Consider the following 26,462-nt stretch of genomic DNA (forward strand, 5'->3'; position numbering starts at 1 on the left):
TCGCCACAGCCCAAATGGAGGCAGGGATTGGCCACAAAAGCATGTTTCCTCTCATCAGCTATTGTTTTGCTCGCGCTCTTGGGGTTGCTCTCATCTGCGTCAGCCAAGGAATTTAAGCGATGCGGCGTCGGGCGCCATGTGCCGGTGCTGCGGATTGTCGACAAGGTGCTTGGAAGGGATTCTTCCGGCCAAGTCTATGCAGATGTCTGGGTGACAATAAATCCGGATTCTTCCTTCGTCCGGGATATGAAGGTGCGGCCCGGTGCGGTAACGCAATTCAACGGCACGTTCCAATTTGCGTTGCCCGAGGACGGCGTTTACGGTGTCGGAATATCGCTTTCGAACCAGTCGATTACCGCTACGGTCCCCACAAAACTCCGCATCGCGGTAAAGCACAGAGCCTATCGAGAGAGGCTCCTGGCGATTCCGGCCAAGGAGCTGGAGGCGTGGGTATGTCATCGATCTTTCACCTATGACGACGGAACCAGCATCATTATGAATTAATGGGGTTCTCCCTCACCAATTGCTGTGCTGCTGGAAGCGGGTTCCTTCTTCAGAATGTCAGTCGCTTTATGATCATCGTCGACGCCGTCGATCAGCAGCACGTCGCCGACCGAATTCAGCGTGCGCAGCGGCAGGATCGCGCGATAGGCCTCCGAGGCGTACCAGCCCTCGGCGTCCTTGCGCGTCGGGAAGGACAGCATGATCACGTCGCCGGGGAAGCTGCCTTCCAGCACGCGCTTGTTGCCGTCGCCATGGATCACGAACTTGCCGCCGAAGGGCGCCATCGTGGCGTCGATCGCCTCCAGATAGGCGACAATCTGCGGACCCATCGTGACATTGTGCAGGTGGGCGAGGGCGTAGGTGGTCATCGGGTTTCTCCTGTGAACGGGTTTCGTTGACAGGCAACCTAAGCGGTCGGATGCGGCGGATCGATTACCTTGCAGGTAATGGCCGCCCCTATGTCGACAAAAAGCCGCCCGCGGCGCTGGCCGGGGCGGCTGATGCAGGATCCATCGAAAAGGCTCAGCCGCGGCGGCGGCTGCTGCGTTCGCGGGCCGGCTGGGCGGCGCTTTCGTCGGCGGTCTTGTTGCGCAGCGGGCCGATCCGCTCGATGATCGTCGCAAGCGCCGGGCGTTCGCGCGGCTCGTGGGCGTCGAGCGCCACGCGCATGGCGGCGAGGTGCTCGCAGGAGGTGCCGCAGCAGCCGCCGATGATGCGCGCGCCTGCATCGCGGGCGAGGCGCGCATATTCGGCCATCAGCGGCGGTGTGCCGGAATAGTAGATTTCCGCGCCGCGATATTCCGGGATGCCGCAATTGCCCTTGACGACCACGGTCGCCGACGGGTCGGCGCCGGTCATGTCGAGCAGCGAGGAGAGGATATCGGACGCGCCGACGCCGCAGTTCGCGCCGACCGCGAGCGGGCCTTCGCCGATATCGCCGGCAACGCCGTGGATGTCCCGCGGGTGCAGGCCCATCATGGTCTTGCCGGCAGTGTCGAACGAGCCGGTATAGACGAAGGGCAAGCCGACCTTGGCGGCACCTTCGGCAGCGGCACGGATTTCTTCCGGCGACGACATCGTCTCGATCCAGGCAACATCGGCGCCGCCGGCCTTCAGGCCCTCGATCTGCTCGACGAAGGCGGCGACGGCGTCGTCATAGGTCATCGCGCCGAGCGGCACGAGCAGTTCCCCCGTCGGGCCGACGGAGCCGGCGACGATGACCTTGCGATCGGCCTTGTCGGCGACGGCGCGGGCGATCTCGGCGGCCTTCTTGTTGAGGTCGAAGACGCGGTCCTGCGCATGGTGCAGCTTCAGGCGATGGCGCGTGCCGCCAAACGTGTTGGTGAGGATGATGTCCGCGCCGGCATCGACGAAGTCCTGGTGGAGCTTGGTGATGTTTTCCGGCTTCGCCTCGTTCCAAAGCTCCGGCGCTTCCCCGGCTTCGAGGCCCATGGCGAAGAGCGAGGTCCCGGTTGCGCCATCGGCAAGCAGGAAGGGCTTTTCGGCAAGCAGCTCAGCAAGGGGGTTCGTCGCGGTCATCGGCATATCCTTCTGTTTCTCGCATCATATAAAGATTTCTTTATGTGATTGCAATCGTGTGCCATCGGTAAAAGAAAAGAGCGCCCGCGAGGGCGCTCAAAAAACAATACCTCCCCTCGTCATGGTCGGGCTTGACCCGACCATCCATCCACCGGCACGCCGCGGATGTGGATCCTCGGGTCAAGCCCGAGGATGACGGAGGAGAGGGCGTGCTTCAGGCCGCCTTCGCCTCGTGGCTCGTCGGCGTCACCATGCTGGAGATGATGGCGCTGAGGCTGAGGGCGCCGATCGGCTTGCCGGATTCGTCGACGACATGGGCCAGCGTCTGGTTGACGGCGGTCATGGCGCGGGCCGCGACTTCCAGCACGGTGCCCTTGACGATCGGCATGCCTTCCGGGTTGCCGGACAGCGGCGCCATGATCGTCTCGACATTCACCACGCGGCCGCGATTCACTTCCTTGACGAAGGCGGTGATGTATTCGTCGGCCGGGTTCAGCACAATTTCCTGGCCCGTGCCCTGCTGCACGACCAGGCCGTCGCGCAGGATGGCGATCTTGTCGCCGAGGCGCAGCGCCTCGTCGAGATCGTGCGTGATGAAGACGACGGTCTTGCGAAGCTCCTTCTGGAGATCGAGAAGAACGGTCTGCATGTCGACGCGGATCAGAGGGTCGAGCGCCGAATAGGCTTCGTCCATCAGGAGGATGTCGGCATCGTTGGTCAGCGCACGGGCAAGGCCCACGCGCTGCTGCATGCCGCCCGAAAGCTGGTTCGGGTAGTGGTTCTCGAAGCCGGCAAGGCCGACGCGCTCGATCCACTGCTTGGCACGCTTTTCACGATCCGCGGCGCCGACGCCCTGGATTTCCAGGCCGTAGACGGTGTTTTCCAGAACCGTGCGGTGCGGCAGCAGCGCGAACTTCTGGAACACCATCGCCGTCTTGTGGCGGCGGAATTCGCGAAGATCGTTCTCGCTCATCTTGCAGACGTCGACGCCATCGTAGAGCACTTCGCCGGCGGTCGGGTCGATCAGCCGGTTGATGTGGCGGATCAGCGTCGACTTGCCGGAGCCGGAGAGGCCCATCACCACCATGATGCCGCCCGCAGGCATCGAGATGTTGATGTCGCGCAGGCCCAGCACATGGCCGTATTTCTGGTTCAGTTCCGCCTTGCCGAGACCCTTCTTGACTGCATCGACATAGTCGCCGCCGCGGGGTCCGAAGATCTTGTAGAGATTGCGGACCTCGATTGCATGACTAACCATGAATTACCTCCGAATGCTTCTGCAGCCGTCTGCCATAGGCCTGGCTCGTACGGTCGAAAATGATGGCGATGGCCACGAGCGCGAACCCGTTGAGGAACCCGACCGTGAAGAACTGGTTGTTGATGGCCTGCAGCACGTTCTTGCCGAGACCGCCCACACCGACCATCGAGGCGACGACCACCATGGCGAGCGACATCATGATGGTCTGGTTGATGCCGGCCATGATGGTGGGAAGTGCGAGCGGCATCTGCACGTTCTTGAGCTTCTGCCAGCCGGAGGAACCGAAGGCATCCGCCGCCTCCAGCACTTCCTTGTCGACGAGCCGGATGCCCAGGTTGGTAAGGCGGATCATCGGCGGCACCGCATAGATGACGACCGCGATCAGCCCGGGCACCTTGCCAATGCCGAAGATCATGACGACGGGAATGAGATAGACGAAGCTCGGCATCGTCTGCATCACGTCGAGCACGGGGTTGACGAAGGACTGCACCCGGTCGGAGCGCGCCATGACGATGCCGATCGGTATGCCGACGATGATCGCGATCATCGTACAGACCGTCACCATGGCGAGCGTCACCATCGTGTCGTTCCACAGGCCGAGAAGGCCGATGGCGAGCATCGAGAGTGCGGTGCCGATGGTAATCTTCATGTTGCGGCTGCCGAAATAGACGATCGCCACCATGATGATCAGGATGATCGGCCAGGGTGAACTGACAAACAGCCGTTCGAGATAGTTCAGGAACCACTGCAATGGCTGCACCATTGCATCGATGATGTTCACATATTCTCTGACGAGGCCCTTGAAGCCGTCGTCGATGACTTTTCGTGCCGCGCGGACGCTGGCGTCACTGAAGGCCGGAAACTTGCATAGAAAGCCTGGCAACAATTCGCATATGCCTGCCATCCTTTTCCCCTCTTTCTACCGGAAGTTATTGTCCCGCATCGCAAAGAAACGAGTTTGCAATTGCGAACGGAACGGTGCGCACAGGGATATTCTTGTTCTGGTTCCCGGCTTGCAGTTCGTCTTCGCACGAACTGCCGCTTGATACTGTGCTGTTTGCGACCTCTGCAGTTTCTTGGGCGGGCGTCAGGCAAAAAGCCAGCGTCCTCTTTCAGGTCGCGAAAGGCCGGCAGCCGGGGAAGGCTGCCGGCGAGAGTGCGTCAGAGGGCGGCCTTGACCTTCTCTGCGACGTCCGGGGCGACCCACTTGGTCCACATGTCCGGATAGTTTTCGAGGAAGTACTTCGCAGCATCCTCGTTCGTGCCCTGGTTGTCGGTCATCCAGGCGAGAACCTTGCCGACGGTGCCGTTGTCCCACTGGCGGGTCTTCATGTAGTCCATGGCGACGCCGGCCTTCTCGGAGAAGGACTTGGTCACGACGGTGAAGACGTCCGAGGTCGGGTAGGAGTTTACCTTCGGATCGGCGCAGTCCGGAACCGCCGTGCAGGCGTCCCAGTCGGCCTTGTTGTGCTCGACGCCGAAGGACAGGCGCGTCATCTCGTACTTGCCGAGAATGGCGGTCGGCGCCCAGTAGTAGCCGAGCCAGCCGGTCTGCTTTTCGAAGGCGTTGGCGATCGAGCCGTCGAGGCCGGCCGCCGAGCCCGTGTCGACCAGCTCGAAGCCGTCGGCATCGGCGTTCAGCGCCTTGTAGAGGTTGGCGGTCGAGACCTGGCAGTTCCAGCCCGACGGGCAATTGTGCACGGCGCCCTTCGAGGCGTCTTCCGGCGCCGGGAAGAGGTCGGGATGCTTCAGCGCGTCCTGAACGGTCTTGATGTCCGGATGGGCGTCGGCAAAGAATTTCGGAATCCACCAGCCTTCCACGCCGCCTTCCGAGAGAAGGGGAGCGAGCTGGATCAGCCGGCCTTCGGCGATGGCCGCGTCGAGCGGTGTGCGCACAGCGTTCACCCACATTTCGGGTGCGACGTCCGGCTCGCCCTTTTCGTTCATCGAGGTGAAGGTCGGCATGGTGTCGCCGGTCACCAGCGTGACCGTGCAGCCGTAGCCGTTTTCGAGAATGAGCTTGTCGACATGCGCGGCAACGCCGGCAGACGCCCAGTTCATTTCGGCTATCGAGACTTCACCGCAGTCGGCCGCCTGGGCGGCACCGGCAAAGCCATAGAGGCCGGCAGCGAGGATAGTGGAAGCAAGGAGCTTCTTCATGAGTTTTAAGACCTCCCAGTCTTGGATGCAGCGATCAACCCGGAAGGCAGCGCAGGCTACTGCGTTGTCCCGTCTGCCCGAAAGTTTTACGGCAGCCATGGAGGTTCGATGCCAGGTGAGGCGAGCCAAATCCCCCTGCTGCAACGACGCCGAGCTTTTTTCTGGTCCGCCGGCGGAACCCTGTCACCGGCGTCGTCTTCTCGTACGTCACAGGGGTAGCCTACGGGTTCTCATTGAGAAATCAACCTCCTGCGCGCCCTTCCTCTGTCAGTTGCGGCCAGGCGGGAGGGCAAGATGCTGAAAAACCGGCAACCATACGGTGGAAAAAATGGGCGTTTGCTCGCATCGGGGCAAATGTCCGCGGGGCCGATAGACTGGCAGCGCAGGATGGTCGTTGAATGCGGACATATCCTGTTCCGTATGCGCCGCTTTGCGCTCGCGAAAAATATTTCGCGATTTTTCAAAAAAAATCGCGATTCATCTTTGCTTAAGCTCCCGATAACGGTCCGGTAAGGATGTGCCGCTATTGCTTTGGACATGGCGGGGGACACCGCCGTCCGCTCCGGAAAGGTCTAGCGTACCGGAGTGCCTTGGGCTCCGATGCGTTTTTGTCGGAAGCCGCCATGCGTATCTGGCAAGCCGTGCATCACTTAACGGGATGCACGGCTTTCGCCGTTCCGGCGCACCTTCAGAAAACAAAAATCCATAAAAAAACGCCGCCTCCCGGAGAGAGGCGACGTTCCATGCGAGCGGACCTGACGTCGCGCTCGAAACAATCAGCCGACGGAGCGCGTGCGGATGAAGCCAAGCGGACCGAGCGGGGCGTCCATGACGACGTTGCGCACGCGGGACTGGCTCTGGGGGGCTTCGCCGTTCCAGGCGATCTGTACGAAATTCGGCTTGCTGAAGATGAACAGCATGGTCTTTGTCCTTGAAACCCGAAGCCACTCGCCTCGGCTGTGTGATGACGTTGATATAGGCATGTCCGGGGCGAAAGTCACGATCGTTCACGGCGCAAAATGTCGCAGAATGAACAGCAGATCTGCCATGCTCCAATTGCATGACTTTCTGTTGCGGAAATGCATCTCCTGCCGCCCCGGAATTGGGGCAGAATTGCGGTAAATCAGGGCTTTTCGGCGACGGGGCGGAATGCTAGGGGGAAGGCATGACAAGAACGATCATGCTGCAGGGAACCGGCTCCGATGTCGGAAAAACGGTATTGGTGGCGGGGCTCTGCCGCATCGCCGCAAACCGCGGGCTCAAGGTGCGCCCGTTCAAGCCGCAGAACATGTCGAACAACGCCGCCGTTTCCGCCGATGGCGGCGAGATCGGCCGCGCACAATGGCTGCAATCGCTCGCCGCCCGCGTACCGTCCTCTGTGCATATGAACCCGGTGCTGCTGAAGCCGCAATCCGACGTCGGCAGCCAGATCATCGTGCAGGGAAAAGTGTTCGGGCAGGCGAAGGGGCGGGACTACCAGGCGCTCAAACCCAAGCTGATGGATGCGGTGCTGGAAAGTTTCGGGATCGTTTCGGACGGTGCCGATCTCGTCGTCGTCGAAGGCGCGGGCTCGCCGGCGGAAATCAACCTCAGGGCCGGCGACATCGCCAATATGGGCTTTGCGACGCGCGCCAATGTGCCCGTCGTGCTCGTCGGCGACATCGACCGCGGCGGCGTGATCGCCTCGCTGGTCGGCACGCATGCCATATTGCCGGAGGAGGACCGGCGCATGGTGACCGGCTATCTCATCAACAAGTTCCGCGGGGACGTGACGCTGTTCGACGACGGGATCGCCGAGATCGGCCGCTTCACCGGCTGGCGCTGTTTCGGCGTCGTGCCGTGGCTGAAGGACGCCGCGCGCCTGCCGGCCGAGGATTCGGTCGTGCTGGAACGCTTGGCCAAGGGCGGTGGCGGGGCCTTGAAAGTGGCTGTGCCGGTGCTGCCGCGCATTGCCAATTTCGACGATCTAGACCCGCTGAAGGCCGAGCCCCAGGTCGACCTCGTGTTCGTGCGGCCGGGCGAGCGTTTTCCGGCCGATGCCGGGCTGGTCGTGCTGCCCGGCTCGAAATCCACCATTTCCGACCTCGGCGATTTTCGCGCGGCCGGCTGGGACAGGGACCTCGCGATGCATATGCGCCGCGGCGGCCGCGTTATCGGCATTTGCGGCGGTTACCAGATGCTGGGCCAGAGCGTTACCGATCCGCTCGGCATCGAGGGCAGCGAGCGCGAGGTCGAAGGCCTCGGGCTGCTGGCGGTCGAAACGGAAATGGCGCCGGAAAAGACCGTGCGCAACAGCACGGCCCGCTCGCTGCAATATGACGTGCCGCTGGAGGGCTACGAAATCCATCTCGGCCGCACCACCGGGCCGGATGTGCTCAAGCCCGCCGTCAGCATCGACGGGCGGGCGGACGGCGCGGTCTCGCCGGATGGCCGGGTGATGGGCACCTATCTGCACGGCCTGCTTTCGAGCGACGCCTACCGGGCGCGGCTGCTCGCCGACTTCGGCATCGAGGGTGGCGGCTTCGATTATCGGGCAGGCGTCGACGTGGCGCTGGATGGTGTGGCGGCGGAGCTGGAGGCCGTTCTCGACCCGGCCTGGCTCGACCGCCTTTTAGGCAGCGCTGATTAAATCGCGCCCCTGAAACGTTCAGCCATCGGGTTCCTGTGACGACCGGCCTGCCGCACCAAAGTTGCGCCAGAATTCGGTGCGAGGACAGATGGAAATCCGCCCGGTTGCCGGGCGCAGCGCCTTCGAAAGGGTGAGACGACTATGGGTTCTGGACCTCTCGCACGATCCGTTCTGGTGAGGATCGGCCTTGCAAGCCTCGTCGGGCTGACGCTCGCAGGCCAGCCGGCAATCGCCTTCGCCCAGGCCACAACCGGCAAGGAAGCCGGAAGTGCCGGAAAACGCTGGGAAGAGGAATTTTCGCTCTGGCAAAAGGTTTCTGCCGGCAGCGACCTCACGCAGTACGAAACCTATCTGAAACAATATCCGAACGGCACCTTCGCCTCGATGGCGCGCCTGCGCATCGCCGAATTGCAGGCCGCCGCCAAGGTGAAGCAGGCGAGCGGCACCTCCACCGAGCAGGCCGAGGCGGACGCCAAGGCCAAGGCGGAACAGGCGGCCGCTGCCGAAAAGGCCAAGGCGGAAGAGCAGGCGGCTGCGGAAAAGGCCAAGGCCGAGGAAGAAGCCCGGAAAACCGCGGAAGCCGAGAAGGCCAAGGCCGATGCGGAAGCGGCGCGCCTGAAGGCGGAGGCCGAGACGAAGAAGGCTGAAGAAGAGGCACAGAAGGCCGCCGAGGCCGAGAAAGCCAAGGCGGAGGCCGAAACGGCACGCCTGAAGGCCGAAGCCGAAGCCAAGAAGGCTGAAGAGGAAGCGCAGAAGGCTGCCGAGGCGGAGAAGGCCAAGGCTGCGGAAGAAGCCCGCCTGAAGGCGGAAGCCGAGGCGAAGAAGGCGGAAGAAGAAACCGCCGCCCGTGCGCTGGCCGCGGAAAAGGCCGCCGCCGAGGAGAAGGCAAAGGCGGAAGCCGCGGCCGCGGAAAAAGCCCGCACCGAAGAGGACGCCCGCCTGAAGGCGGAAGCGGAACAGAAGGAAGCGGCTGCACGCAAGCTGGCCGATGAACAGGCCGCCGAGGCCGAGCGCCTCAAGGCAGAGGCCCAGGCGGCTGCGGACAAGGCGAAGGCGGAAGAAACGGCGCGCCTGAAGGCCGAAGCCGAACGCCAGAAGGCCGAAGAGGCCGCGGCCGAGCAGAAGGCGCGGGCCGAAGAAGAAGCCGCCGCCCGTCGCGAGGCCGAGGCCAAGCGCATCGAAACCGAGAAGGCCGCCGCCGAAGAAAAGGCGCGCATCCAGGAAGAGGCCGCTGCCGCGCGCAAGCTCGCGGAAGAGAAGGCGGCCGAAGTGGAGAAACTGAAGGCCGAAGCAGCACGCGCTGCGGCGGATGCCGAAGCCAAGGCAGCGGAAGCCGCCCGCTTTGCCGAAGAAGCTGAAAAACGCGCCGAAGAGGCTGCGCAAGCCGCAAAGCAGGCGGACACCGACAATGCCGAAACCGACGGGGCCGACACCGGCGAAGCAGCGACCGCCACCCGCGAAACCGAGACGCAGGATGCCGAGCGCAAGGACCGCGGCCTCGCCATCGAGCGGGCAGACGACGCGAAGAAGCGCGAGGAAGAGACCTTCGAGAAGGCCGTGCTCGGCGGCACGCAGGAATCCTTCCAGGCTTATCTCGACGAATATCCGAATGGTCGTTTCGTCGGGGATGCCCGCGAACGGCTCGCAGCGCTGGCCGATACCAAGCGCGAGGAGGCGGTGACGCCGAAGCAGGAAACCGAGACGGCCATCATCGACACCGAGCGCCAGGCCGTCGAGGAGCGGCCGATCGTCGATGCCCGCGAGGCCTACATGGATCGGTCGCTTCGCGTGCAGGCCCAGCGTTTCCTGAGCGCGCTCGGCTACAATACCTACGGCGTCGACGGCGTCTTCGGTCCGCGCACCCGCTCGGCGATCGCCGCCTGGCAGGGTTCCTCCGGCTATCGCGCCGATGGCTACCTGTCGCGTCCGCAATACCGCGCGCTGCGCCAGGCTGCGCAATATGCCGAGGCCCGGCAGAACCGCCAGCGCCGCTACCAGCAGGACTACGACGTGCTCGAAGGCCCGGTCGACGGATACTACGAAGAGCGCGAGTACCGCGGCGACAGCTACTACAACGATGGCGGCGGTCTGGTGATCATTCCGGGCTATTGAGATGCCAACGGCGGTTTCAGCACAGGCGATGGCGCTGCCGATCGATTGACTTGCGCGATGCGGAAGCATAATCATCCGGATTATTGGATGGTTCCCGGATCCGGAAACGGATCGGGGAGTAAATGGGAATGTGACGCGGCGGACCCAAATAGGGCGCTGCAATCACGGCCGACCCCGCGACTGTAGAGTGGCGAGGGACGTTCATCCGGAGGGCAGGATCTGTGTGCGGGACGAAGCAATGGTGCTTCAGGCCGTGCCTGGGAAAACCAGCCGGAAAAGCCACTGGGTGGCATTGCGATAAGCCGGGGCCGGACGCCTCTTAGTCTACGAATCGTCCACCCTTTTGCGATGCGTCTACCCGGGAAGGTGAGAATGTTCCGCAGGCGTTGAAAAACGCCGGACGCCGCGAGCCAGGAGACCTGCCAGCCGATGAGGGCATTTCGCCCGACCTGGGGAGGGGCTTCCCCAACGCCTGCACGGAGGTTGTCATGGCTGTTTCTTCAACGTCTTCTGTTACCCTTTCCGCAAACGACCGCCTTGTTGCCGGCGTTTTCGCGCTTCTGATCGGCGCCTTCCTGGTGTTCGGCGCGGGCCTCGCGAATTCGGCCGTGCTGCACGACACGGCGCACGACACCCGTCACTCCTACGGCTTTCCCTGCCACTAAGGAGTTTTTGACATGATCGTTCGTTATCTCCTGGCCGCCTTGGTGGCCGGGCTGTTCTCCGGCGTGCTGATGACAGCCGCCCAGGAGGCGCGAGTCGTGCCGCTCATTCTCCATGCGGAGGAATTCGAGGGCGGCGGCGAAACCGCGCCGGCCACCGAAGGCACCACGCCCTCCACCGATGGCGCCACGCAAACGCAGGAGCATTCGTCGCTCGGCGCCGTCCTTCTGGATGTGGCTTCGTCCTTCTCGCCGATCTCCGTTGCCTACGCCCATGAGGGCGAAGAGCACGAGGAGGGCGGCATCATGTTCGGCATGAGCCGGTTCTCCGGCACGCTGCTCGCAAACCTGGTGACCGGCTCGGGCTTTGCCCTGCTGCTCGCCGGCTTCAGCCTCGTTTCCGGCCATCCGATCACGGTGGCGAACGGCGCGCTGTGGGGTGCTGCCGGCTGGCTTGCCGTGCACATGCTGCCGGCCATCGGCCTGCCGCCTGAGCTTCCGGGCTTCCCGGCCGCCGATCTCGGCGATCGTCAGGTCTGGTGGGTCGCGACCATCGTGCTTTCGGCCGCAGGGCTCTACCTGCTCTTCCTCAAGGACGGCATCGTCGCCAAGATTGCCGGCATCGTGCTGATTGCGGCGCCGCAGGTCTACGGCGCGCCGCAGCCGGGCGACATTTCCAGCAATGTTCCGGCCGTTCTCGGCGCGGAGTTCGCCGTCGCGGCGCTGGCCACGACGCTGTTCTTCTGGATCGTGCTCGGCCTCTCGCTGGGTTTTGCCAACGAGAAGATCGCCAAGGCCGCCTGATATGGCACAGACATCGCCCGGAGCCGTCCTGGTTCTGGGCGGTGCGCGTTCCGGAAAATCCGCTTTTGCCGAAAGGCTGGTCGCCGAGACCGGCCTTTCGCGTCATTACATTGCCACCGGCCGAGCGTGGGACGACGAGATGCGCCAGCGCATCGCCAAACACCGCGAGGATCGCGGCGAGGGATGGGAAACCCATGAAGAGCCGCTTGCGCTCGCCGCGCGCATAAAAGATGTCGCGCGCGAGGATCGGGCGGTGCTCGTCGATTGCCTGACGCTCTGGGTCACCAACCTGATGCTGGAGGAGCGCGACATGGCCGCGGAATTTGCCGGCCTCGCGGATGCGATCGAGGGCGCGCCGGGCCGGCTGGTCTTCGTCTCCAACGAGGTCGGCCTCGGCATCGTGCCGGAAAACCGCATGGCGCGCGAATTCCGCGACCATGCCGGGCGGCTGCATCAGCAGATCGCCGCCCTCGTGCCAGAAGTCTATTTCGTCGCGGCCGGACTGCCGCTGAAAATGAAGGGTTGAGCCTATGCTGCAACAGAAAATCCCCGCCACCGTCATCACCGGCTTCCTCGGCGCGGGCAAGACGACGCTGATCCGCAACCTGCTCCAGAATGCCGGCGGCAAGCGCATCGCGCTCATCATCAACGAGTTCGGCGATCTCGGCGTCGATGGCGACGTGCTGAAGGGCTGCGGTGCGGAAGCCTGTAGCGAGGACGACATCATCGAGCTCACCAATGGCTGCATCTGCTGCACCGTCGCGGACGATTTCATCCCGACCATGTCGAAGCTGCTGGAGCGCGAAAACCGCCCGGACCACATCGTCATCGAGACCTCCGGCCTCGCTTTGCCGCAGCCGCTTGTCGCGGCCTTCAACTGGCCGGAAATCAAGACGCAGGTGACGGTCGACGGGGTCATCACCGTGGTGGACAGCGCCGCCGTCGCCGCCGGCCGCTTTGCCGACGATCATGACAAGGTGGATGCTCTGCGCGTCGAGGACGACAATCTCGACCACGAGAGCCCGCTGGAAGAACTGTTCGAGGACCAGCTCACGGCTGCCGACCTTATCATTCTCAACAAGACGGACCTGATCGACGCCGCGGGCCTCAAGATCGTGCGCGACGAGGTCGCCTCGCGCACCGTCCGCAAGCCGACGATGATCGAGGCGAAGAACGGCGAAGTCGCCGCCGCCGTGCTGCTCGGCCTCGGCGTCGGCACGGAAGACGACATCGCCAACCGCAAGTCGCACCACGAGCTGGAGCACGAGAACGGCGAGGAGCATGACCACGACGAGTTCGACAGTTTTGTCGTGGAACTCGGTGCCATCGCCGACCCGGCCGCCTTCATCGAGCGCCTCAAGGGCGTGATCGCCGAACACGACGTGCTGCGCCTCAAGGGTTTTGCAGACGTGCCCGGCAAGCCGCTGCGCCTGCTCGTCCAGGCCGTCGGCAGCCGCATCGACAGCTATTTCGAACGCGCCTGGACGCCGGGCGAAAACCGCGGCACCCGCTTCGTGGTCATCGGCCTGCACGACATGGACGAACAGGCCGTGCGCGCCGCCATCGCCGCGGCGGTGTGATTTCGGCATGACGATGCGGCAGTCCCTCTCTTCGGCGCTTCGGGCGCGGTTTGCCGTGCCGGTGGATCCTCGGGTCAAGCCCGAGGATGACGGTGGGGAGGGGAGGGTTTCGGCCAATCGTGGGGCTCGTCTTCCAAGGGATGGTTCCCTGTGCTTGCGGAAGAGACGTCTCCATTCGGGCATGTCGTCTCCACACCCTCCGTCATCCTCGGGCTTGACCCGAGGATCCATCGGCACGGCACGCCGGCAATCGGGAGGCGCCGCATGCACCTCCTGCTAGCCCAGAAGGGAACCATCGCCGACGGCAAGGAGGCGATCGATCTCGGCCAGACGCCGGGCGACATCCTCTTCCTCTCCGCCGCCGACACCGAACTCGCCGCCATCGCCGCCGCCCATCGCGGGCGGGATACGCAAACGCAGCTGCGCCTCGCGAGCCTTGCGACGCTTTCGCATCCGATGTCGGTCGATACCTATATCGAGCGCACCGCACGCCACGCCAAGCTCATTGTCATCCGTGCCCTCGGCGGCGCCAGCTATTTTCGCTATGTGCTCGAAGCCCTGCTGGCGACGGCGGTGGCCAACGGCATCAAGCTCGTTGCGTTGCCTGGCGACGACCGGCCGGACGAGGGCATCGTGCCGTTCAACCGCGTGGATGACGCGGACCGACAACATCTCTGGGCCTATCTGAATGAGGGCGGGGCGGACAATGCCGAGCGCTTCCTCGCCTATGCCGATGCCCTGGTCTTCGGTGGTGAGAAGCCGGACGTCGCGACGCCGCTGGAAAAGGCCGGTATCTGGTGGCCGGGGCGGGGTGTCGTTGATATCGAGACATGGCGTGAGGAGGCAGGCCGAAAGGTGGTAGCGGAGGAGGGACTCGAACCCTCGACCGCCGCCATCAGCTTCTACCGCGCCTACGTCCAGAGCGGCGAGACACGCCCCGTCGAAATGCTGATCGAGGCGCTTGCGGCCGAGGGCGTGCGCGCCTTGCCGCTCTTCGTCTCCAGCCTCAAGGAGCCGGCCTCCATCGAGACGGTGCGCACGGCCTTCGCCGAAATCCGGCCGGATGTCGTGCTGAACGCCACGAGCTTCGCCGTCTCCGCGCCGGGCGCCGGGCGCAAGCCGACGGTGCTCGACGAGACCGGCGCGCCGGTGCTGCAAGCCATTTTCTCCGGGTCGTCGCGGGCGGCCTGGGAGGCGTCGGGGCAGGGGCTGACGGCGCGGGATCTCGGCATGAACGTCTCGCTGCCGGAGGTGGATGGCCGCGTGCTCAGCCGCGCCGTCTCCTTCAAGGCGGCAGCGCAGTATGACGAGCGTGTCGAAACGAATATTGTCAGTCTTGATCCGGTAGAGGATCGCATCCGTTTCGTTGCGCGGCTTGCCGCCGGCTGGGCGCGACTGAGACGTGCGAAACCGGCCGAGCGGCGCATCGCCATCGTCATGGCCAACTATCCGAACCGTGACGGCCGCCTCGGCAACGGCGTCGGGCTCGATACGCCCGCCGGCACGATGGAAGTGCTGCGCGCCATGGCGGCGGAGGGTTATGCGATCGCCGAGCTGCCGACCGATGGCGACGCGCTGATCGCCCACCTGATGGCCGGGCCGACCAATGCGGCAAGCGACGGCCGGGAAATCCGCGAAACGCTTTCATTGAATCAATACAAGGCGTTCTTCGCCTCGCTTCCCGCGCAGATTCAAGCCGAGATGACCGATCGCTGGGGTCTGCCGGAAGACGATCCCTTCGTCACCGGCGACGTCTTCGCCCTGCCGCTCGCCCGCTTCGGCGAGACGCTTGTCGGCATCCAGCCGGCGCGGGGCTACAATATCGATCCGAAGGACACGTATCATTCGCCGGATCTCGTGCCGCCGCATGGCTATCTGGCCTTCTATGCGTTCCTGCGCCAGCACTATGGCGCACATGCCATCGTGCACATGGGCAAACATGGCAATCTCGAATGGCTGCCGGGCAAGGCGCTGGCGCTGTCGGAAGGCTGCTATCCGGAAGCGGTGCTCGGCCCCGTGCCGCATCTCTATCCCTTCATCGTCAACGATCCGGGCGAGGGCACGCAGGCCAAGCGCCGCTCCGCCGCCGTCATCATCGACCACCTGACGCCGCCGCTGACCCGCGCCGAGACCTACGGCCCGCTGAAGGATCTCGAAGCGCTGGTCGACGAATATTACGAGGCATCGGGGGGCGATCCGCGGCGCATCAAGCTGCTGACCAAGCAGATCCTCGACCTCGTCCGCGACATCGGCCTCGACCGCGACGCCGGCATCGCCCGCTCGGACGGCGAAGAGGCGGCGCTGCAAAAACTCGACGCCTATCTCTGCGACCTCAAGGAAATGCAGATCCGCGACGGCCTGCACGTCTTCGGCGTCTCGCCGGAGGGGCGGCTCCTCACCGACCTGACGGTGGCGCTCGCCCGTGTGCCGCGTAGCCTGGGCGAAGGCGGCGAGGCGAGCCTGCAACGGGCGATCGCGGCGGATGCATTTGCGATACCCCCCTCTGCCCTGCCGGGCATCTCCCCCTCAAGGGGGGAGATCGGCTGGAAGCCACGCCCTGTTTCTTCAGCACCGGCTGCATCTGCCGCCCCCCCTACGTCGGATGGGAAGGAGACCCCTCCTCCATCGATCTCCCCCCTTGAGGGGGAGATGCCCGGCAGGGCAGAGGGGGGTATCCCACGGCACGCCTTTGACCCGCTCGACTGCATCCCCTCCGACCCGTGGACCGGCCCGCGCCCGCAAATCCTCGAAGCCCAATCCGACGCTCCATGGCGCAGCAAGGGCGACACCGTGGAGCGCATCGAGCTGCTCGCCGCGAAGCTCGTGGACGGCACGCTGGCCTGCCCGGAAAATTGGTACGCCACCCGCGCCGTGCTCGACACGATCGAAAGCACCATCGGCCCGGCCATCGCCGCCTGCGGCGCGGCGGAGATCACGGCGCTGATGCGGGGTCTCGACGGCCGCTTCATCGAGCCCGGCCCTTCCGGCGCGCCGACGCGCGGGCGGCCGGATGTGTTGCCGACGGGGCGCAATTTCTACTCGGTCGACAGCCGCGCCGTGCCGACGCCGGCGGCCTGGGAGCTCGGCAAAAAGTCCGCAGAACTGCTGGTCACCCGCTATGCGCAGGACCATGGCGAATGGCCGACGGCCTTCGGCATCACCGCCTGGGGCACCTCCAACATGCGCACCGGCGGCGACGATATCGCGCAGGCCATGGCGCTGATCGGCGTGAAGCCGACCTGGGACATGGCCTCGCGCCGCGTCACCGGCTTTGAGATCATCCCGCCTGCCATGCTGCGTCATCCGCGCGTCGATGTGACGCTGCGCATTTCTGGCTTCTTCCGCGATGCTTTCCCGGAGCAGATCGCGTTGTTCGACCGGGCCGTGCGGGCCGTGGGTGCGCTCGACGAAGACGATGCGGACAATCCGATTGCCGCGCGCATGCGCACCGAGGCGGCTGCCCTTGCGGCGAAGGGTGCGTCGGAGGCCGAGGCGATGAAGCAGGCGGGTTTCCGCATTTTTGGCGCGAAATCCGGCGGTTATGGCGCCGGGCTCCAGACAATGATGGACGAGGGCCTGTGGACCGAGCGGGGCGATCTTGCCGAGGCGTGGCTCGAATGGGGTGCGCATGCCTATGACGGGACAAGCGACGGCGTGCCGATGCGCGAGCGGCTGGAGGCGCGCATGACGAGCCTGCAAGCCGTCGTGCAGAACCAGGACAGCCGCGAGCACGACCTGCTGGACAGCGACGAATATTACCAGTTCGAGGGCGGCATGGCCGCCGCCGCCGAGCATCTCTCCGGCAAGCAGCCCGTGATCTACCACAACGACCTGTCGCGGCCGGAAAAGCCGGTGGTGCGCACGCTGGAAGACGAGATCGGCCGTGTCGTGCGCGCCCGCGTGGTCAATCCGAAATGGATCGACGGCGTCATGCGCCATGGCTACAAGGGTGCCTTCGAGATCGCCGCGACGGTCGATTTCATGTTCGCCTTCGCTGCCACGACGGGTGCCGTGAAGGACCATCATTTCGAGGCCGCCTACCAGGCCTATGTGCTCGACGAGCGGGTGCGCGATTTCCTGATGGAGAAGAACCCGGCGGCGCTCGCCGAAATGGCGGCGCGTTTTGCCGAGGCGATCGACCGGCGGCTCTGGACACCGCGGTCGAATTCGGCGCGCTATGATCTCGACAGGCTGGGCCGGCGCAAGGCCTCGTGAAGACAATCGATGCAAAGGGAAGAGCTATGACCGAGAACCATGACGAAACCGCCGGCATGAGCGAAGCCGAACTCGCCCGCCACTCGGAGAAGATGGCGAAGAAGAAGCACGCGCGCGAAAAGATCATGGCGACGAAGACGGACGAGAAAGGCCTGGTCATCGTCCATACCGGCAAGGGCAAGGGCAAGTCGACCGCCGGCTTCGGCATGATCTTCCGCCATATCGCGCACAAGAAACCCTGCGCCGTCGTGCAGTTCATCAAGGGCGCCTGGGCGACGGGCGAGCGTGACCTGATCGAGGCGCATTTCTCCGATATCTGCCAGTTCTACACGCTCGGCGAAGGCTTTACCTGGGAAACGCAGGACCGCGCCCGCGATATCGCGATGGCGGAAAAGGCCTGGGAGAAGGCGAAGGAGCTGATCCGCGACGAGCGCAACTCCATGGTGCTGCTCGACGAGATCAACATCGCGTTGCGCTACGACTATATCGACGTGAAGGACGTGATCGCGTTCCTGCAGGCCGAAAAGCCGCATATGACCCATGTGGTGCTGACCGGCCGCAACGCCAAGGAAGAGCTGATCGAGATCGCCGATCTTGCGACCGAGATGGAGCTTCTGAAGCACCCCTTCCGCTCGGGCATCAAGGCGCAGCAGGGCGTGGAATACTAAGCGCTTACCAGCCGAGCCAGACGCGGATCGGATGGCTTGGATCGGCCATGAGGCGTATGGCGAGCGCCACGGAGGTAACGACGAGGAGGGGCTTGATGACCTTCGCGCCGACCTTCATCGCCACGCGCGAGCCGACCTGCGCGCCGAGGAACTGGCCGGCACCCATGACGAGGCCGACCTTCCACAGCACGACGCCGTAAAACAGGAAGACGACGAAGGCACCGACATTCGAGCCGAAGTTCAGGAGTTTCGTGTGCGCGGTCGCCTTCAGCACGCCGAAGCCGGCGAGCGTTACGAAGGCCAGCATGAAGAACGAGCCGGTGCCCGGGCCGAACACGCCGTCATAGAAGCCGATCAGCGGCACGATGGTGACGGTGAACAGGAAGACGCCCATGCGGCGGTGTTTGTCGACATCGCCGATATTCGGCTTCAGCCCGAAATAGACGGCGATCGCCACCAGCAGGAAGGGCAGCACCGCCTTCAGCACGTCGCCGGGAACGATCGTGGCAAGCAGCGCACCGAAGACCGCGCCGAACGCCGAAAGGGCCGCCATCGGCAACTGTTCGCTGAGCCGCACATGGCCGGCGCGGGCATAGGCGAGCGTCGCCGAGCCGGAGCCGAACAGCGATTGCAGCTTGTTCGTGCCGAGCGATTCGAGCGGCGGAATGCCGGCGATCAGCATGGCGGGAATGGTGATCATGCCGCCGCCGCCCGCAATGGAATCGATGAAGCCGGCGAGGAAGGCGGCAAGAAACAGGAAGAACAGGATCTGAGGGGCGATATCGGCCAAGACGGGACTCGGTGGGCGCGAGGGAGAGACGTGGCTGGTCTTCTGTCAGACTGCGCGGCAAAAGCAAAGCCTCCCGTCGCCAGGCCTCTTGTGCGTTTCGCGCAACGCGGATCAAACATGCTGGTGGTGGGTGCGTAGACTGCTGCTTGGCGAAAGAGAGGGTGGATATGAACGGATCGATGGGCGCGTTGGAAAGCGCTGCGGCAGAAGAACTCGGATTTTCCGCCGGGCTGGAGCGGAAACTTCTGGCCGGCATCGAATCGGGCCTGATCCGCGATGTGCATGCCGTGCTGGTCAGCCGCCGCGGCAAGCTGGTGCTGGAGCATTATCGCGAGGCGCCGGATGAGAGCTGGGGCATGCCGCTCGGCACCGTTGCCTTCGATGCCGGGACGCTGCATGACCTGCGTTCGGTGACGAAGAGCGTCGTCGGCCTGCTTTACGGCATTGCGCTCGATCGCGGCCTCGTTCCGCCGCCGGAGGCATCTCTTCTTGCGCAGTTTCCGGAATATTCCGACCTTGCAGCCGATCCGGCGCGCGCCGGCCTGACGATCGACCATGCATTGACCATGACGCTCGGGCTCGAATGGGACGAGTACCGCTCCTATGCCGATCCGCTGAACAGCGAGATCGCGATGGAAAACGCGCCGGACCGCTATCGTTTCGTGCTGGCGCAGCCGGTTTTGCATGCGCCCGGCACCCGCTGGGTCTATTCGGGCGGCGCGACGGCGCTGGTGGGCGCGGTTATCGAGCGTTGGACAGGTCTCCGGATCGAGGATTTTGCCCGCGACGCGCTGTTTGCGCCGCTCGGCATCCTGGATTTCGAATGGATGAGCGGGCGGGACGGCGTTGCGTCCCCCGCATCCGGCCTTCGTCTGCGGCCGGGGGATCTGCTGCGGATCGGCCAGATGGTGCTGGACCATGGTATTGCCGGCGGCCGGCAGATCGTTTCGCGAGACTGGATCGAGAAATCATGTGCCCGGACTGTCTCGACCGATGACGGGCTCGGTTATGGCCGCTTCTGGTTCACCGACGCGGCATTCGTGCCGGCCTTCGGCGAGGTGCGGCCTTGGGTGGCCGGCTTCGGCAATGGCGGCCAGCGGCTGTGGCTGATGCCGGATGCGGATCTCGCCTGCGTCATTTTCTCCGGCAATTACAACGCGCCGGACGCCTGGGTGTCGCCGACGCGCATCTGGCGGGAGATCGTGCTCGCCAACTTGCGAACCATCTGAGGCATGCCGCATCCGGCATCGTCGCTGGCGCAATCCGGTTTGACCGGCCTTGCGCCCTCCGGTACTAAGGAGGGTGCGACGGTGCCCGCCTGGCGGGCCGAGCGGTGTCCGGTGCGGCCGACCAATACGGGGCTTCATCCGGAACTGTCGGAGACGGCATGGCCGGGCCCTTTCGCGTGGAATTTTGCGAGAGACCGCCAATGCGCCAAGAGGCCACATCACGGGACGCCAGACGACGATCGCTCGTGCTCGGCCTCGGCTGCGAACGCGGCACGCCCCCCGCCGAACTCATCGATCTTGCCATGTCGGTCGTCGCGCGCCCCTCGGACGTCGCCTTTGTTGCGACGCTGGATGTGCGGGCTGATGAGCCGGCCATGCACGCCGTTGCCCGGCATTTTTTTGCGCCGCTCGTGACCTTCCCGGCCGCACGTCTTGAGGCAGAGACGCCGCGGCTTGCCAATCCATCGACGATCGTCTTCGCCCATACGGGCTGCCACGGCGTTGCCGAGGCGGCGGCGCTGGCGCAGGCCGGGGCAGGCGGCCGGCTGATCGTGGAGAAAACGAAATCGGCGCATGCGACCGTGGCGATTGCGGAATCTTTCCAATCCTTTGCGGGGGATTCTTCTCGAAGTGATTCCGTCTCCTCTTCCCTTGATTCAAGCCGGGACCACGCCTGATGCAGACCCTGTTTTCCGCCCTCCCGTCGATGGAAAAAGGCAGCGTCTGGCTCGTCGGCGCCGGGCCGGGGGATCCGGGCCTGCTGACGCTGCATGCCGCCAATGCGCTCCAGCAGGCGGATGTCATCGTGCATGATGCGCTGGTCAATGCCGAGTGCCTGTCGCTCGCACGCCCCGGCGCCGTGCTGGAATTCGCCGGAAAACGCGGGGGCAAACCCTCGCACAAGCAGCGGGACATTTCTCTTCGGCTCGTCGAGCTTGCCCGCGCCGGCCACCGTGTGCTGCGGCTGAAGGGCGGCGATCCCTTCGTCTTTGGGCGTGGTGGCGAGGAGGCGCTGACGCTGGTCGAACACGGCATTCCCTTCCGCATCGTGCCGGGCATCACGGCGGGCATCGGCGGGCTTGCCTATGCCGGCATCCCGGTCACCCACCGGGAGGTCAACCACGCCGTCACCTTCCTGACCGGCCATGATTCCTCCGGCCTCGTGCCGGACCGCATCAACTGGGAAGGCATCGCCAAGGGCTCTCCCGTCATCGTCATGTACATGGCGATGAAACATATCGGCCAGATCGCTGCCAACCTCATTTCCGGAGGACGCGCGCCGGACGAGCCGGTCGCCTTTGTCTGCAATGCCGCGACCCCCGAGCAGCAGGTGCTGGAAACCACGCTCGCCCGCGCCGAGGCCGATGTCGCCGCTGCCGGCATCGAGCCACCTGCCATCGTCGTCGTCGGCGAGGTCGTGCGACTGCGGCCCTCGCTCGACTGGCTCGGCGCGCTGACGGCGGGCCGCAATTTGGCGCCCGATCCGTTTCGCTCGCACGAGATGAAGGACCAGGCATGAGCGGATTGCTCATCGCCGCGCCCGCGTCCGGCTCCGGCAAGACGACGGTGACGCTGGGACTGGCGCGCGCGCTGGCCGATGCCGGCCTCAGCCTCGTCTCCGGCAAGGCGGGACCGGACTATATCGACCCGGCCTTCCACGCCGCCGCCAGCCGCAAGCCCTGCCTCAACTACGATCCCTGGGCAATGCGCCCGGAACTGATCCGGGACAATGCCGCCACGCAGGCCGGCGCGGGCGATTTCCTGCTGATCGAGGCGATGATGGGCCTTTTCGACGGCGCTGCCGACGGCACCGGCGCGCCGGCCGACCTTGCGGCGACGCTCGGCCTGCCGGTCGTGCTCGTCGTGGATTGCAGCCGCCTGTCCCAGTCCGTCGCGGCTATGGTGCTGGGCTACCGGGATTTCCGCCGCGATATCCGCGTTGCCGGCGTCATCCTCAACAAGGTTGGCAGCATCAGGCACGAGGCGATGCTGCGCGGCGCGCTGGAGGCGAGCGGCATCGAGATTTTCGGCGTGCTGGAGCGCGATCCGGCGCTCGCCCTGCCGGAGCGCCATCTCGGCCTCGTGCAGGCCGGCGAGCATGGCAGGCTCGAAAGTTTTATCGCGCATGCGGCTGACGTGGTAACGCGCTGCTGCGATCTCGACCGGCTGGTTTCGGTGGCGGCGACCCGTACTTTGCAGGCTCCGGCGCCGTCCGTCTCAAGCCTGCCGCCGCTCGGCCAGCGCATCGCCATCGCCCAGGACGTCGCTTTCGCCTTCACCTATGAGCACCTGCTGATCGGCTGGCGCGGGGCCGGCGCAAGCCTCTCCTTCTTCTCGCCGCTGGCCGAAGAGGCGCCGGCCGCCGATGCGGATGCGGTCTATCTGCCCGGCGGCTATCCGGAACTGCATGGGCCGGCTCTTGCCAATGCCGGCCATTTCCGCCTAGGCATGCAGGCGGCCGCGCGGCGGGGCGCGCGGATCTATGGTGAATGCGGGGGGTACATGGCATTGGGGGAGGCTCTGGTTGCGGCGGATGGCGCGCGCTACGAGATGCTCGGCCTGTTGCCGCTCGTCACCAGCTTTGCCGAACGCCGCCGCCATCTCGGCTATCGCCGCGTCACGCCGCTTGCAGGCAGTGGGTTTGCGGCGCCGATGACGGCGCATGAATTCCATTATTCGACTGTCGTGCATGAAGGGGAGGCGGAGCGCCTGTTTGCCGTGACGGATGCGATGGGCGACGACCTCGGCGAAGCGGGTCTGCGGCGTGGCGCCGTCAGTGGCTCCTATATGCACCTGATCGACCTCGCGTCGGAGGCGCCATGACCGCGCCGCGTATCGTGCACGGCGGCGGCATTGCCGCGGCGGCGGCACGCTTCGGTGGCCGGCCGGAGGACTGGCTCGACCTTTCCACCGGCATCAACCCCATTCCCGCCGTGCTTCCCGAGGTCGATGTCGCCGCCTGGCATCGCCTGCCGGATCGCCACCGGCAGGACGAAACCCGCGCCGCCGCCGCCCGCTACTACGGCACGCCCAATGCGCTGCCGCTCCCCGTTCCCGGCACGCAATCCGTCATTCAGCTGCTGCCGCGCCTTGTCGCCGTCGGCCGCCGCGCTGCTGTGTTTTCTCCGACCTATGGCGAATATGCCCGCGTGCTCGGCAATGCCGGCGTGCCGGTGGATCGTGTCGCAAGCCTCGCTGAGGTGACGGGCGCGCACGGCGTCGTTATCGTCGTCAACCCGAATAATCCGGACGGTCGCCTGTTTTCGCGCGAGACGCTGCTCGACCTGCATGTCCGCGTCGCGGGCGAGGGCGGTCTGCTGGTGGTCGACGAGGCCTTTGGCGACATGTGCCCGGAAAGCTGCATCGCGCCGCTCGCCGGCGATGGCAGGCCCGGTCTTCTCGTCTTCCGTTCTTTCGGCAAGTTTTTCGGCCTCGCGGGCCTGCGCCTCGGCTTCGTGATCGGCGAGACGGCGGTGGTCGAGCGTATCGAGGACGGGCTCGGTCCCTGGGCCGTGTCCGGCCCGGCGCTCACCATCGCGACCCGCCTGATGGGGCCCGACACCGCCGTCATCGGCCGCTCCATTGCGGCGCGCAAGGCCGCGCTCGACGCGGTGCTGACCGGCGCGGGCCTTGATGTCGTGGGCGGCACCGGGCTCTTCTCGCTGGTCGAACATGCAGACGCCACAGCCCTCCACGAAGCGCTCTGCCGCCGCCATATCCTTGTCAGGCCGTTCGACTACAATCCGCGCTGGCTGCGCTTCGGCCTGACGACCGATGCCGCAGGGGATGCCCGGCTTGCCGCGGCGCTGGCGGAGGGGATGGCCGGTCGATGACGGAGACGCTTTTCCTGCTGTTCTTCGCCCTCGTGCTGGATCGTCTTGTCGGCGACCCGGAAAAGCTCTGGCGGCGCGTGCCGCATCCCGTCGTGCTGTTCGGCCGCGCGATCGGGCTGATGGACAAGCTCTTCAACGGAAAACGCCTCTCTGCCGATACCAAGCGTTTCAATGGCGCTGTCGGGATTGCCGTGCTGCTTGCGGCAAGCGTCTTCCTCGGCGTCCTCGTGCATCGGCTTCTCGGCCCCCTCGGGCTCGTCGGCGCCATCGTTGAGATCGTCGTCGTCGCGATCTTCCTCGCCCAGAAAAGCCTCTACGACCATGTGCGCGCCGTCTCCAGCGGCCTCAAGCGCGGCGGGCTGGAAGGCGGGCGGCACGCGGTGTCGATGATCGTCGGGCGCGATCCGGCGACGCTCGACGAACCGGCGGTCTGCCGGGCGGGCATCGAAAGCCTCGCGGAGAATTTTTCGGACGGCGTCGTGGCGCCGGCCCTCTGGTATGCGCTGTTCGGCCTGCCGGGCCTCTTCGCCTACAAGATGCTGAACACGGCCGATTCGATGATCGGCCACAAGAACGCAAAATATCTCGATTTCGGCTGGGCCTCCGCCCGGCTGGACGACCTCGCCAACTGGCCAGCCGCACGCCTGTCGATCGCCTTCATCGCCGCCGGCGCATGGCTGCGCAAAAGCCGGGCGGCGGCGCGGGCGGCAATCGGCACGGCGCTGCGCGACAGCGGCCTGCACCGCTCGCCGAATTCAGGCTGGCCGGAAGCCGCCATGGCCGGGGCGCTCGGCATCGGCCTCGCCGGCCCGCGCATCTACGGCGGCACGCGCGTCGACGAGCCGATGATGAATGCGAGCGGCCGCACGGTGGCGACGATCGCGGATATCGATCTGTCCTTGCGGATATTTTCCGCGGCCTGCGCTGCTCTTGCGAGCGTTGTATTGCTGGCGGCGCTTGTTTCCGCTCTGCTTTGAGTGGCCGGGCCGCACTTCACTAAAATTTTACAGCCTAACTTCGTTTTCTTTTCGCCACCCCCGTCAATATTGCGGAAGGCTGAAACGTCTATATTCTGTCTCGCTGTGAGACATGGCGTTCAAGCCATGCCCAATCGTTTTGAGGGGAAGTCATGCGTAAGTTATTTGCGACCGCAGTCGCATTCCTTCTTGTACTGTTTCAAACCCAGACCGCACTTGCCGCCAACATTACCGCACAGATCAGCCTTTCTTCGCAAACCATGACCGTTACTCAGAACGGCGTGGTAAAGCACCGCTGGCGCGTCTCCACCGGCCGCAAGGGCTATGGCACGCCGACGGGCGCCTGGAGCGCGAAATGGGCGTCGCGCAACCACCGTTCGCGCAAATACAACAACGCGCCCATGCCCTTCGCGATCTTCTTCAAGGGGGGATATGCGGTGCACGCGACCTACGAGACCAAGCGCCTGGGCCGGCCGGCCTCGCATGGCTGCGTGCGGCTCTCGCCGGACAATGCGGCGACGTTCTACCAGATGGCGAACCGCAGCGGGCTTTCGAACACGCGCATCGTCATCACGCGCTGAGGCGAGGGGAAGCCTTAATCGTTGCCGGCGTGGCGCATCAGCCGGTCCATGTCGGGAACCGTGACGTGGCGGTTGTTCTCGATGCGGATGACGTTTTCCTTGCGCAGCTTGGTGAACTGGCGGCTGACGGTCTCGATCGTCAGCCCGAGGAAATCGGCGATGTCGGCGCGTGACAGCGGCAGGTCGAACGAAGACATGTCGACGCTTTCCGGGTCGATATGGGTGGCGATGAGGTAGAGGAAGCTCGCGACCTTCTCCTGCGCCGACTTGCGGCCGAGCGTCAGCATCCAGTCGCGCGCCTCGTCCAGCTCCTTCAGCGCCTGCTGGTGCAGCCGGTGCTCCAGCTCCGGCGTCCTCTTGACCAGCCGGTCGAGCACGTTGCGCGGAAAATTGCAGATCTCGCTTTCGGTCGCCGCTTCCGCGGATATCGCGCTTTCGGCGAGGAACGGGCGGCCGAGGAAATCGGGTGCGAACTGCAGGCCGACGATCTGTTGGCGGCCGTCCGCCATTACCTTCGTCAGCTTCACCACGCCGCGCATGATGTTGGAATAGTTCACCACCGTCTCGCCCTGGCCGATCACCTCGGCGCCGCTGTCCAGCCGGTGGCGGGAGGAGTGCTTGTTGAGCTCGGTCAGTTGCTCGGCGGTCAGCACGCCGCACACGCCGCCATGGCGCGCCTCGCAGGCGCGGCAGACGAGCGGGATATCGGAATTATGGATATCTTGGCGGCGAATTTCCATATCGGTTTCCTTTCGCCTTGCGGCGCATATCGCGGTGCTACCGCACGCAGACAGCAACATAAAGCGTGCCGCCTCGCGGCAAAATGGCGCTTCCTGACTATTGTCAAATCCTAGACCAGTCATTCCCGCTTTCACTTGATCAAAATCAAATGGCGGCGGTCATTTCAGGTTTATTTGCCTT

Annotated in this window: 24 protein-coding genes and 1 riboswitch; of the genes, 16 read left to right on the plus strand and 8 right to left on the minus strand. The window is 64.9% G+C overall.

Features of this window, described 5'->3' with window-relative positions; all coding sequences use genetic code 11:
• Nucleotides 1-27: 27 nt before the first annotated feature.
• The gene (locus AC1RWL_RS11495) at nucleotides 28-504 is read left to right on the plus strand and encodes a hypothetical protein (protein ID WP_493094701.1); all 477 of its coding nucleotides are present in this window, start codon (nucleotides 28-30) and stop codon (nucleotides 502-504) included.
• Here the strand turns inward: AC1RWL_RS11495 and AC1RWL_RS11500 are convergent.
• The 6 genes from AC1RWL_RS11500 to AC1RWL_RS11525 all read right to left on the minus strand — a co-directional run bounded on the left by AC1RWL_RS11500 (nucleotide 501) and on the right by AC1RWL_RS11525 (nucleotide 6,381).
• Nucleotides 501-872 (minus strand): DUF1330 domain-containing protein, encoded by a 372-nt coding sequence (locus AC1RWL_RS11500; protein WP_493094700.1) that lies wholly within the window; start codon nucleotides 870-872, stop codon nucleotides 501-503. The genes AC1RWL_RS11495 and AC1RWL_RS11500 overlap by 4 nt on opposite strands.
• Nucleotides 873-1,026: 154 nt before the next feature.
• Nucleotides 1,027-2,043: a betaine--homocysteine S-methyltransferase gene (bmt, locus tag AC1RWL_RS11505; RefSeq protein ID WP_439627650.1), complete on the minus strand. Its 1,017-nt coding sequence runs from the start codon at nucleotides 2,041-2,043 to the stop codon at nucleotides 1,027-1,029.
• 214 nt (nucleotides 2,044-2,257) lie between these two features.
• The gene (locus AC1RWL_RS11510; protein ID WP_256115477.1) at nucleotides 2,258-3,301 is read right to left on the minus strand and encodes a quaternary amine ABC transporter ATP-binding protein; all 1,044 of its coding nucleotides are present in this window, start codon (nucleotides 3,299-3,301) and stop codon (nucleotides 2,258-2,260) included.
• Nucleotides 3,294-4,205, minus strand: a complete 912-nt coding sequence (locus AC1RWL_RS11515) for an ABC transporter permease (protein WP_256115478.1) — start codon at nucleotides 4,203-4,205, stop codon at nucleotides 3,294-3,296. Before AC1RWL_RS11515 ends, AC1RWL_RS11510 begins: the two co-directional genes overlap by 8 nt.
• Nucleotides 4,206-4,462: 257 nt before the next feature.
• Nucleotides 4,463-5,461, minus strand: a complete 999-nt coding sequence (locus AC1RWL_RS11520; RefSeq protein WP_256115479.1) for an ABC transporter substrate-binding protein — start codon at nucleotides 5,459-5,461, stop codon at nucleotides 4,463-4,465.
• Nucleotides 5,462-6,237: 776 nt separating this feature from the next.
• Complete coding sequence (locus AC1RWL_RS11525; protein ID WP_256115480.1) at nucleotides 6,238-6,381, minus strand: hypothetical protein; 144 nt, start codon at nucleotides 6,379-6,381, stop codon at nucleotides 6,238-6,240.
• 245 nt (nucleotides 6,382-6,626) lie between these two features.
• Between AC1RWL_RS11525 and AC1RWL_RS11530 the strand changes: the two genes are divergently transcribed.
• From AC1RWL_RS11530 to cobO, 8 genes are all read left to right on the plus strand, one after another.
• A complete protein-coding gene (locus AC1RWL_RS11530) occupies nucleotides 6,627-8,090 on the plus strand; it encodes a cobyric acid synthase (protein WP_493094699.1) in 1,464 nt (487 codons plus the stop codon).
• Between the two features lie 141 nt (nucleotides 8,091-8,231).
• Nucleotides 8,232-10,202 carry a peptidoglycan-binding domain-containing protein gene (locus AC1RWL_RS11535; protein ID WP_493094698.1) on the plus strand — a complete coding sequence of 657 codons (1,971 nt, stop codon included), beginning with the start codon at nucleotides 8,232-8,234 and terminating at the stop codon, nucleotides 10,200-10,202.
• A 71-nt stretch (nucleotides 10,203-10,273) separates the two neighbouring features.
• A riboswitch (cobalamin riboswitch) is annotated at nucleotides 10,274-10,643 on the plus strand.
• Nucleotides 10,644-10,690: 47 nt separating this feature from the next.
• On the plus strand, nucleotides 10,691-10,867 hold the full coding sequence (locus AC1RWL_RS11540; protein WP_256115483.1) for a CbtB domain-containing protein: 177 nt from the start codon (nucleotides 10,691-10,693) through the stop codon (nucleotides 10,865-10,867).
• Between the two features lie 12 nt (nucleotides 10,868-10,879).
• Nucleotides 10,880-11,668 carry a CbtA family protein gene (locus AC1RWL_RS11545; protein WP_493094697.1) on the plus strand — a complete coding sequence of 263 codons (789 nt, stop codon included), beginning with the start codon at nucleotides 10,880-10,882 and terminating at the stop codon, nucleotides 11,666-11,668.
• Nucleotide 11,669: 1 nt separating this feature from the next.
• Nucleotides 11,670-12,194: a bifunctional adenosylcobinamide kinase/adenosylcobinamide-phosphate guanylyltransferase gene (cobU, locus tag AC1RWL_RS11550; protein WP_493094696.1), complete on the plus strand. Its 525-nt coding sequence runs from the start codon at nucleotides 11,670-11,672 to the stop codon at nucleotides 12,192-12,194.
• Between the two features lie 4 nt (nucleotides 12,195-12,198).
• Complete coding sequence (gene cobW, locus AC1RWL_RS11555; RefSeq protein WP_493094695.1) at nucleotides 12,199-13,248, plus strand: cobalamin biosynthesis protein CobW; 1,050 nt, start codon at nucleotides 12,199-12,201, stop codon at nucleotides 13,246-13,248.
• 264 nt (nucleotides 13,249-13,512) lie between these two features.
• Nucleotides 13,513-17,463: a cobaltochelatase subunit CobN gene (gene cobN / locus AC1RWL_RS11560; RefSeq protein ID WP_493094694.1), complete on the plus strand. Its 3,951-nt coding sequence runs from the start codon at nucleotides 13,513-13,515 to the stop codon at nucleotides 17,461-17,463.
• A 26-nt stretch (nucleotides 17,464-17,489) separates the two neighbouring features.
• Entirely contained in the window at nucleotides 17,490-18,131 is a 642-nt protein-coding gene (cobO, locus tag AC1RWL_RS11565) for a cob(I)yrinic acid a,c-diamide adenosyltransferase (RefSeq protein WP_435267010.1), read from the plus strand.
• Between the two features lie 4 nt (nucleotides 18,132-18,135).
• On the opposite strand, the gene AC1RWL_RS11570 is transcribed toward cobO, so the two are convergent.
• Entirely contained in the window at nucleotides 18,136-18,921 is a 786-nt protein-coding gene (locus tag AC1RWL_RS11570; RefSeq protein WP_439618955.1) for a TSUP family transporter, read from the minus strand.
• Nucleotides 18,922-19,088: 167 nt separating this feature from the next.
• Between AC1RWL_RS11570 and AC1RWL_RS11575 the strand changes: the two genes are divergently transcribed.
• The 7 genes from AC1RWL_RS11575 (at nucleotide 19,089) to AC1RWL_RS11605 (ending at nucleotide 25,541) form a co-directional block, all read left to right on the plus strand.
• Complete coding sequence (locus AC1RWL_RS11575; RefSeq protein WP_493094693.1) at nucleotides 19,089-20,150, plus strand: serine hydrolase domain-containing protein; 1,062 nt, start codon at nucleotides 19,089-19,091, stop codon at nucleotides 20,148-20,150.
• Between the two features lie 200 nt (nucleotides 20,151-20,350).
• The gene (locus AC1RWL_RS11580) at nucleotides 20,351-20,827 is read left to right on the plus strand and encodes a cobalamin biosynthesis protein (protein ID WP_493094692.1); all 477 of its coding nucleotides are present in this window, start codon (nucleotides 20,351-20,353) and stop codon (nucleotides 20,825-20,827) included.
• Complete coding sequence (cobA, locus tag AC1RWL_RS11585; protein WP_493094691.1) at nucleotides 20,827-21,669, plus strand: uroporphyrinogen-III C-methyltransferase; 843 nt, start codon at nucleotides 20,827-20,829, stop codon at nucleotides 21,667-21,669. Before AC1RWL_RS11580 ends, cobA begins: the two co-directional genes overlap by 1 nt.
• Nucleotides 21,666-22,973 (plus strand): cobyrinic acid a,c-diamide synthase CobB, encoded by a 1,308-nt coding sequence (locus AC1RWL_RS11590; protein WP_493094690.1) that lies wholly within the window; start codon nucleotides 21,666-21,668, stop codon nucleotides 22,971-22,973. The genes cobA and AC1RWL_RS11590 overlap by 4 nt, the downstream gene beginning before the upstream one ends.
• Nucleotides 22,970-23,983 (plus strand): threonine-phosphate decarboxylase CobD, encoded by a 1,014-nt coding sequence (gene cobD / locus AC1RWL_RS11595; protein WP_493094689.1) that lies wholly within the window; start codon nucleotides 22,970-22,972, stop codon nucleotides 23,981-23,983. The genes AC1RWL_RS11590 and cobD overlap by 4 nt, the downstream gene beginning before the upstream one ends.
• Nucleotides 23,980-24,960, plus strand: a complete 981-nt coding sequence (gene cbiB / locus AC1RWL_RS11600) for an adenosylcobinamide-phosphate synthase CbiB (protein WP_493094688.1) — start codon at nucleotides 23,980-23,982, stop codon at nucleotides 24,958-24,960. The genes cobD and cbiB overlap by 4 nt, the downstream gene beginning before the upstream one ends.
• A 152-nt stretch (nucleotides 24,961-25,112) precedes the next feature.
• The gene (locus AC1RWL_RS11605) at nucleotides 25,113-25,541 is read left to right on the plus strand and encodes a L,D-transpeptidase (protein WP_256115500.1); all 429 of its coding nucleotides are present in this window, start codon (nucleotides 25,113-25,115) and stop codon (nucleotides 25,539-25,541) included.
• Between the two features lie 14 nt (nucleotides 25,542-25,555).
• Here the strand turns inward: AC1RWL_RS11605 and AC1RWL_RS11610 are convergent, their stop codons facing one another.
• Nucleotides 25,556-26,281 (minus strand): Crp/Fnr family transcriptional regulator, encoded by a 726-nt coding sequence (locus tag AC1RWL_RS11610; protein WP_256115501.1) that lies wholly within the window; start codon nucleotides 26,279-26,281, stop codon nucleotides 25,556-25,558.
• Nucleotides 26,282-26,462 lie beyond the last annotated feature (181 nt).

Source organism: Shinella sp. GW821-FHT10F02 (assembly GCF_058809275.1).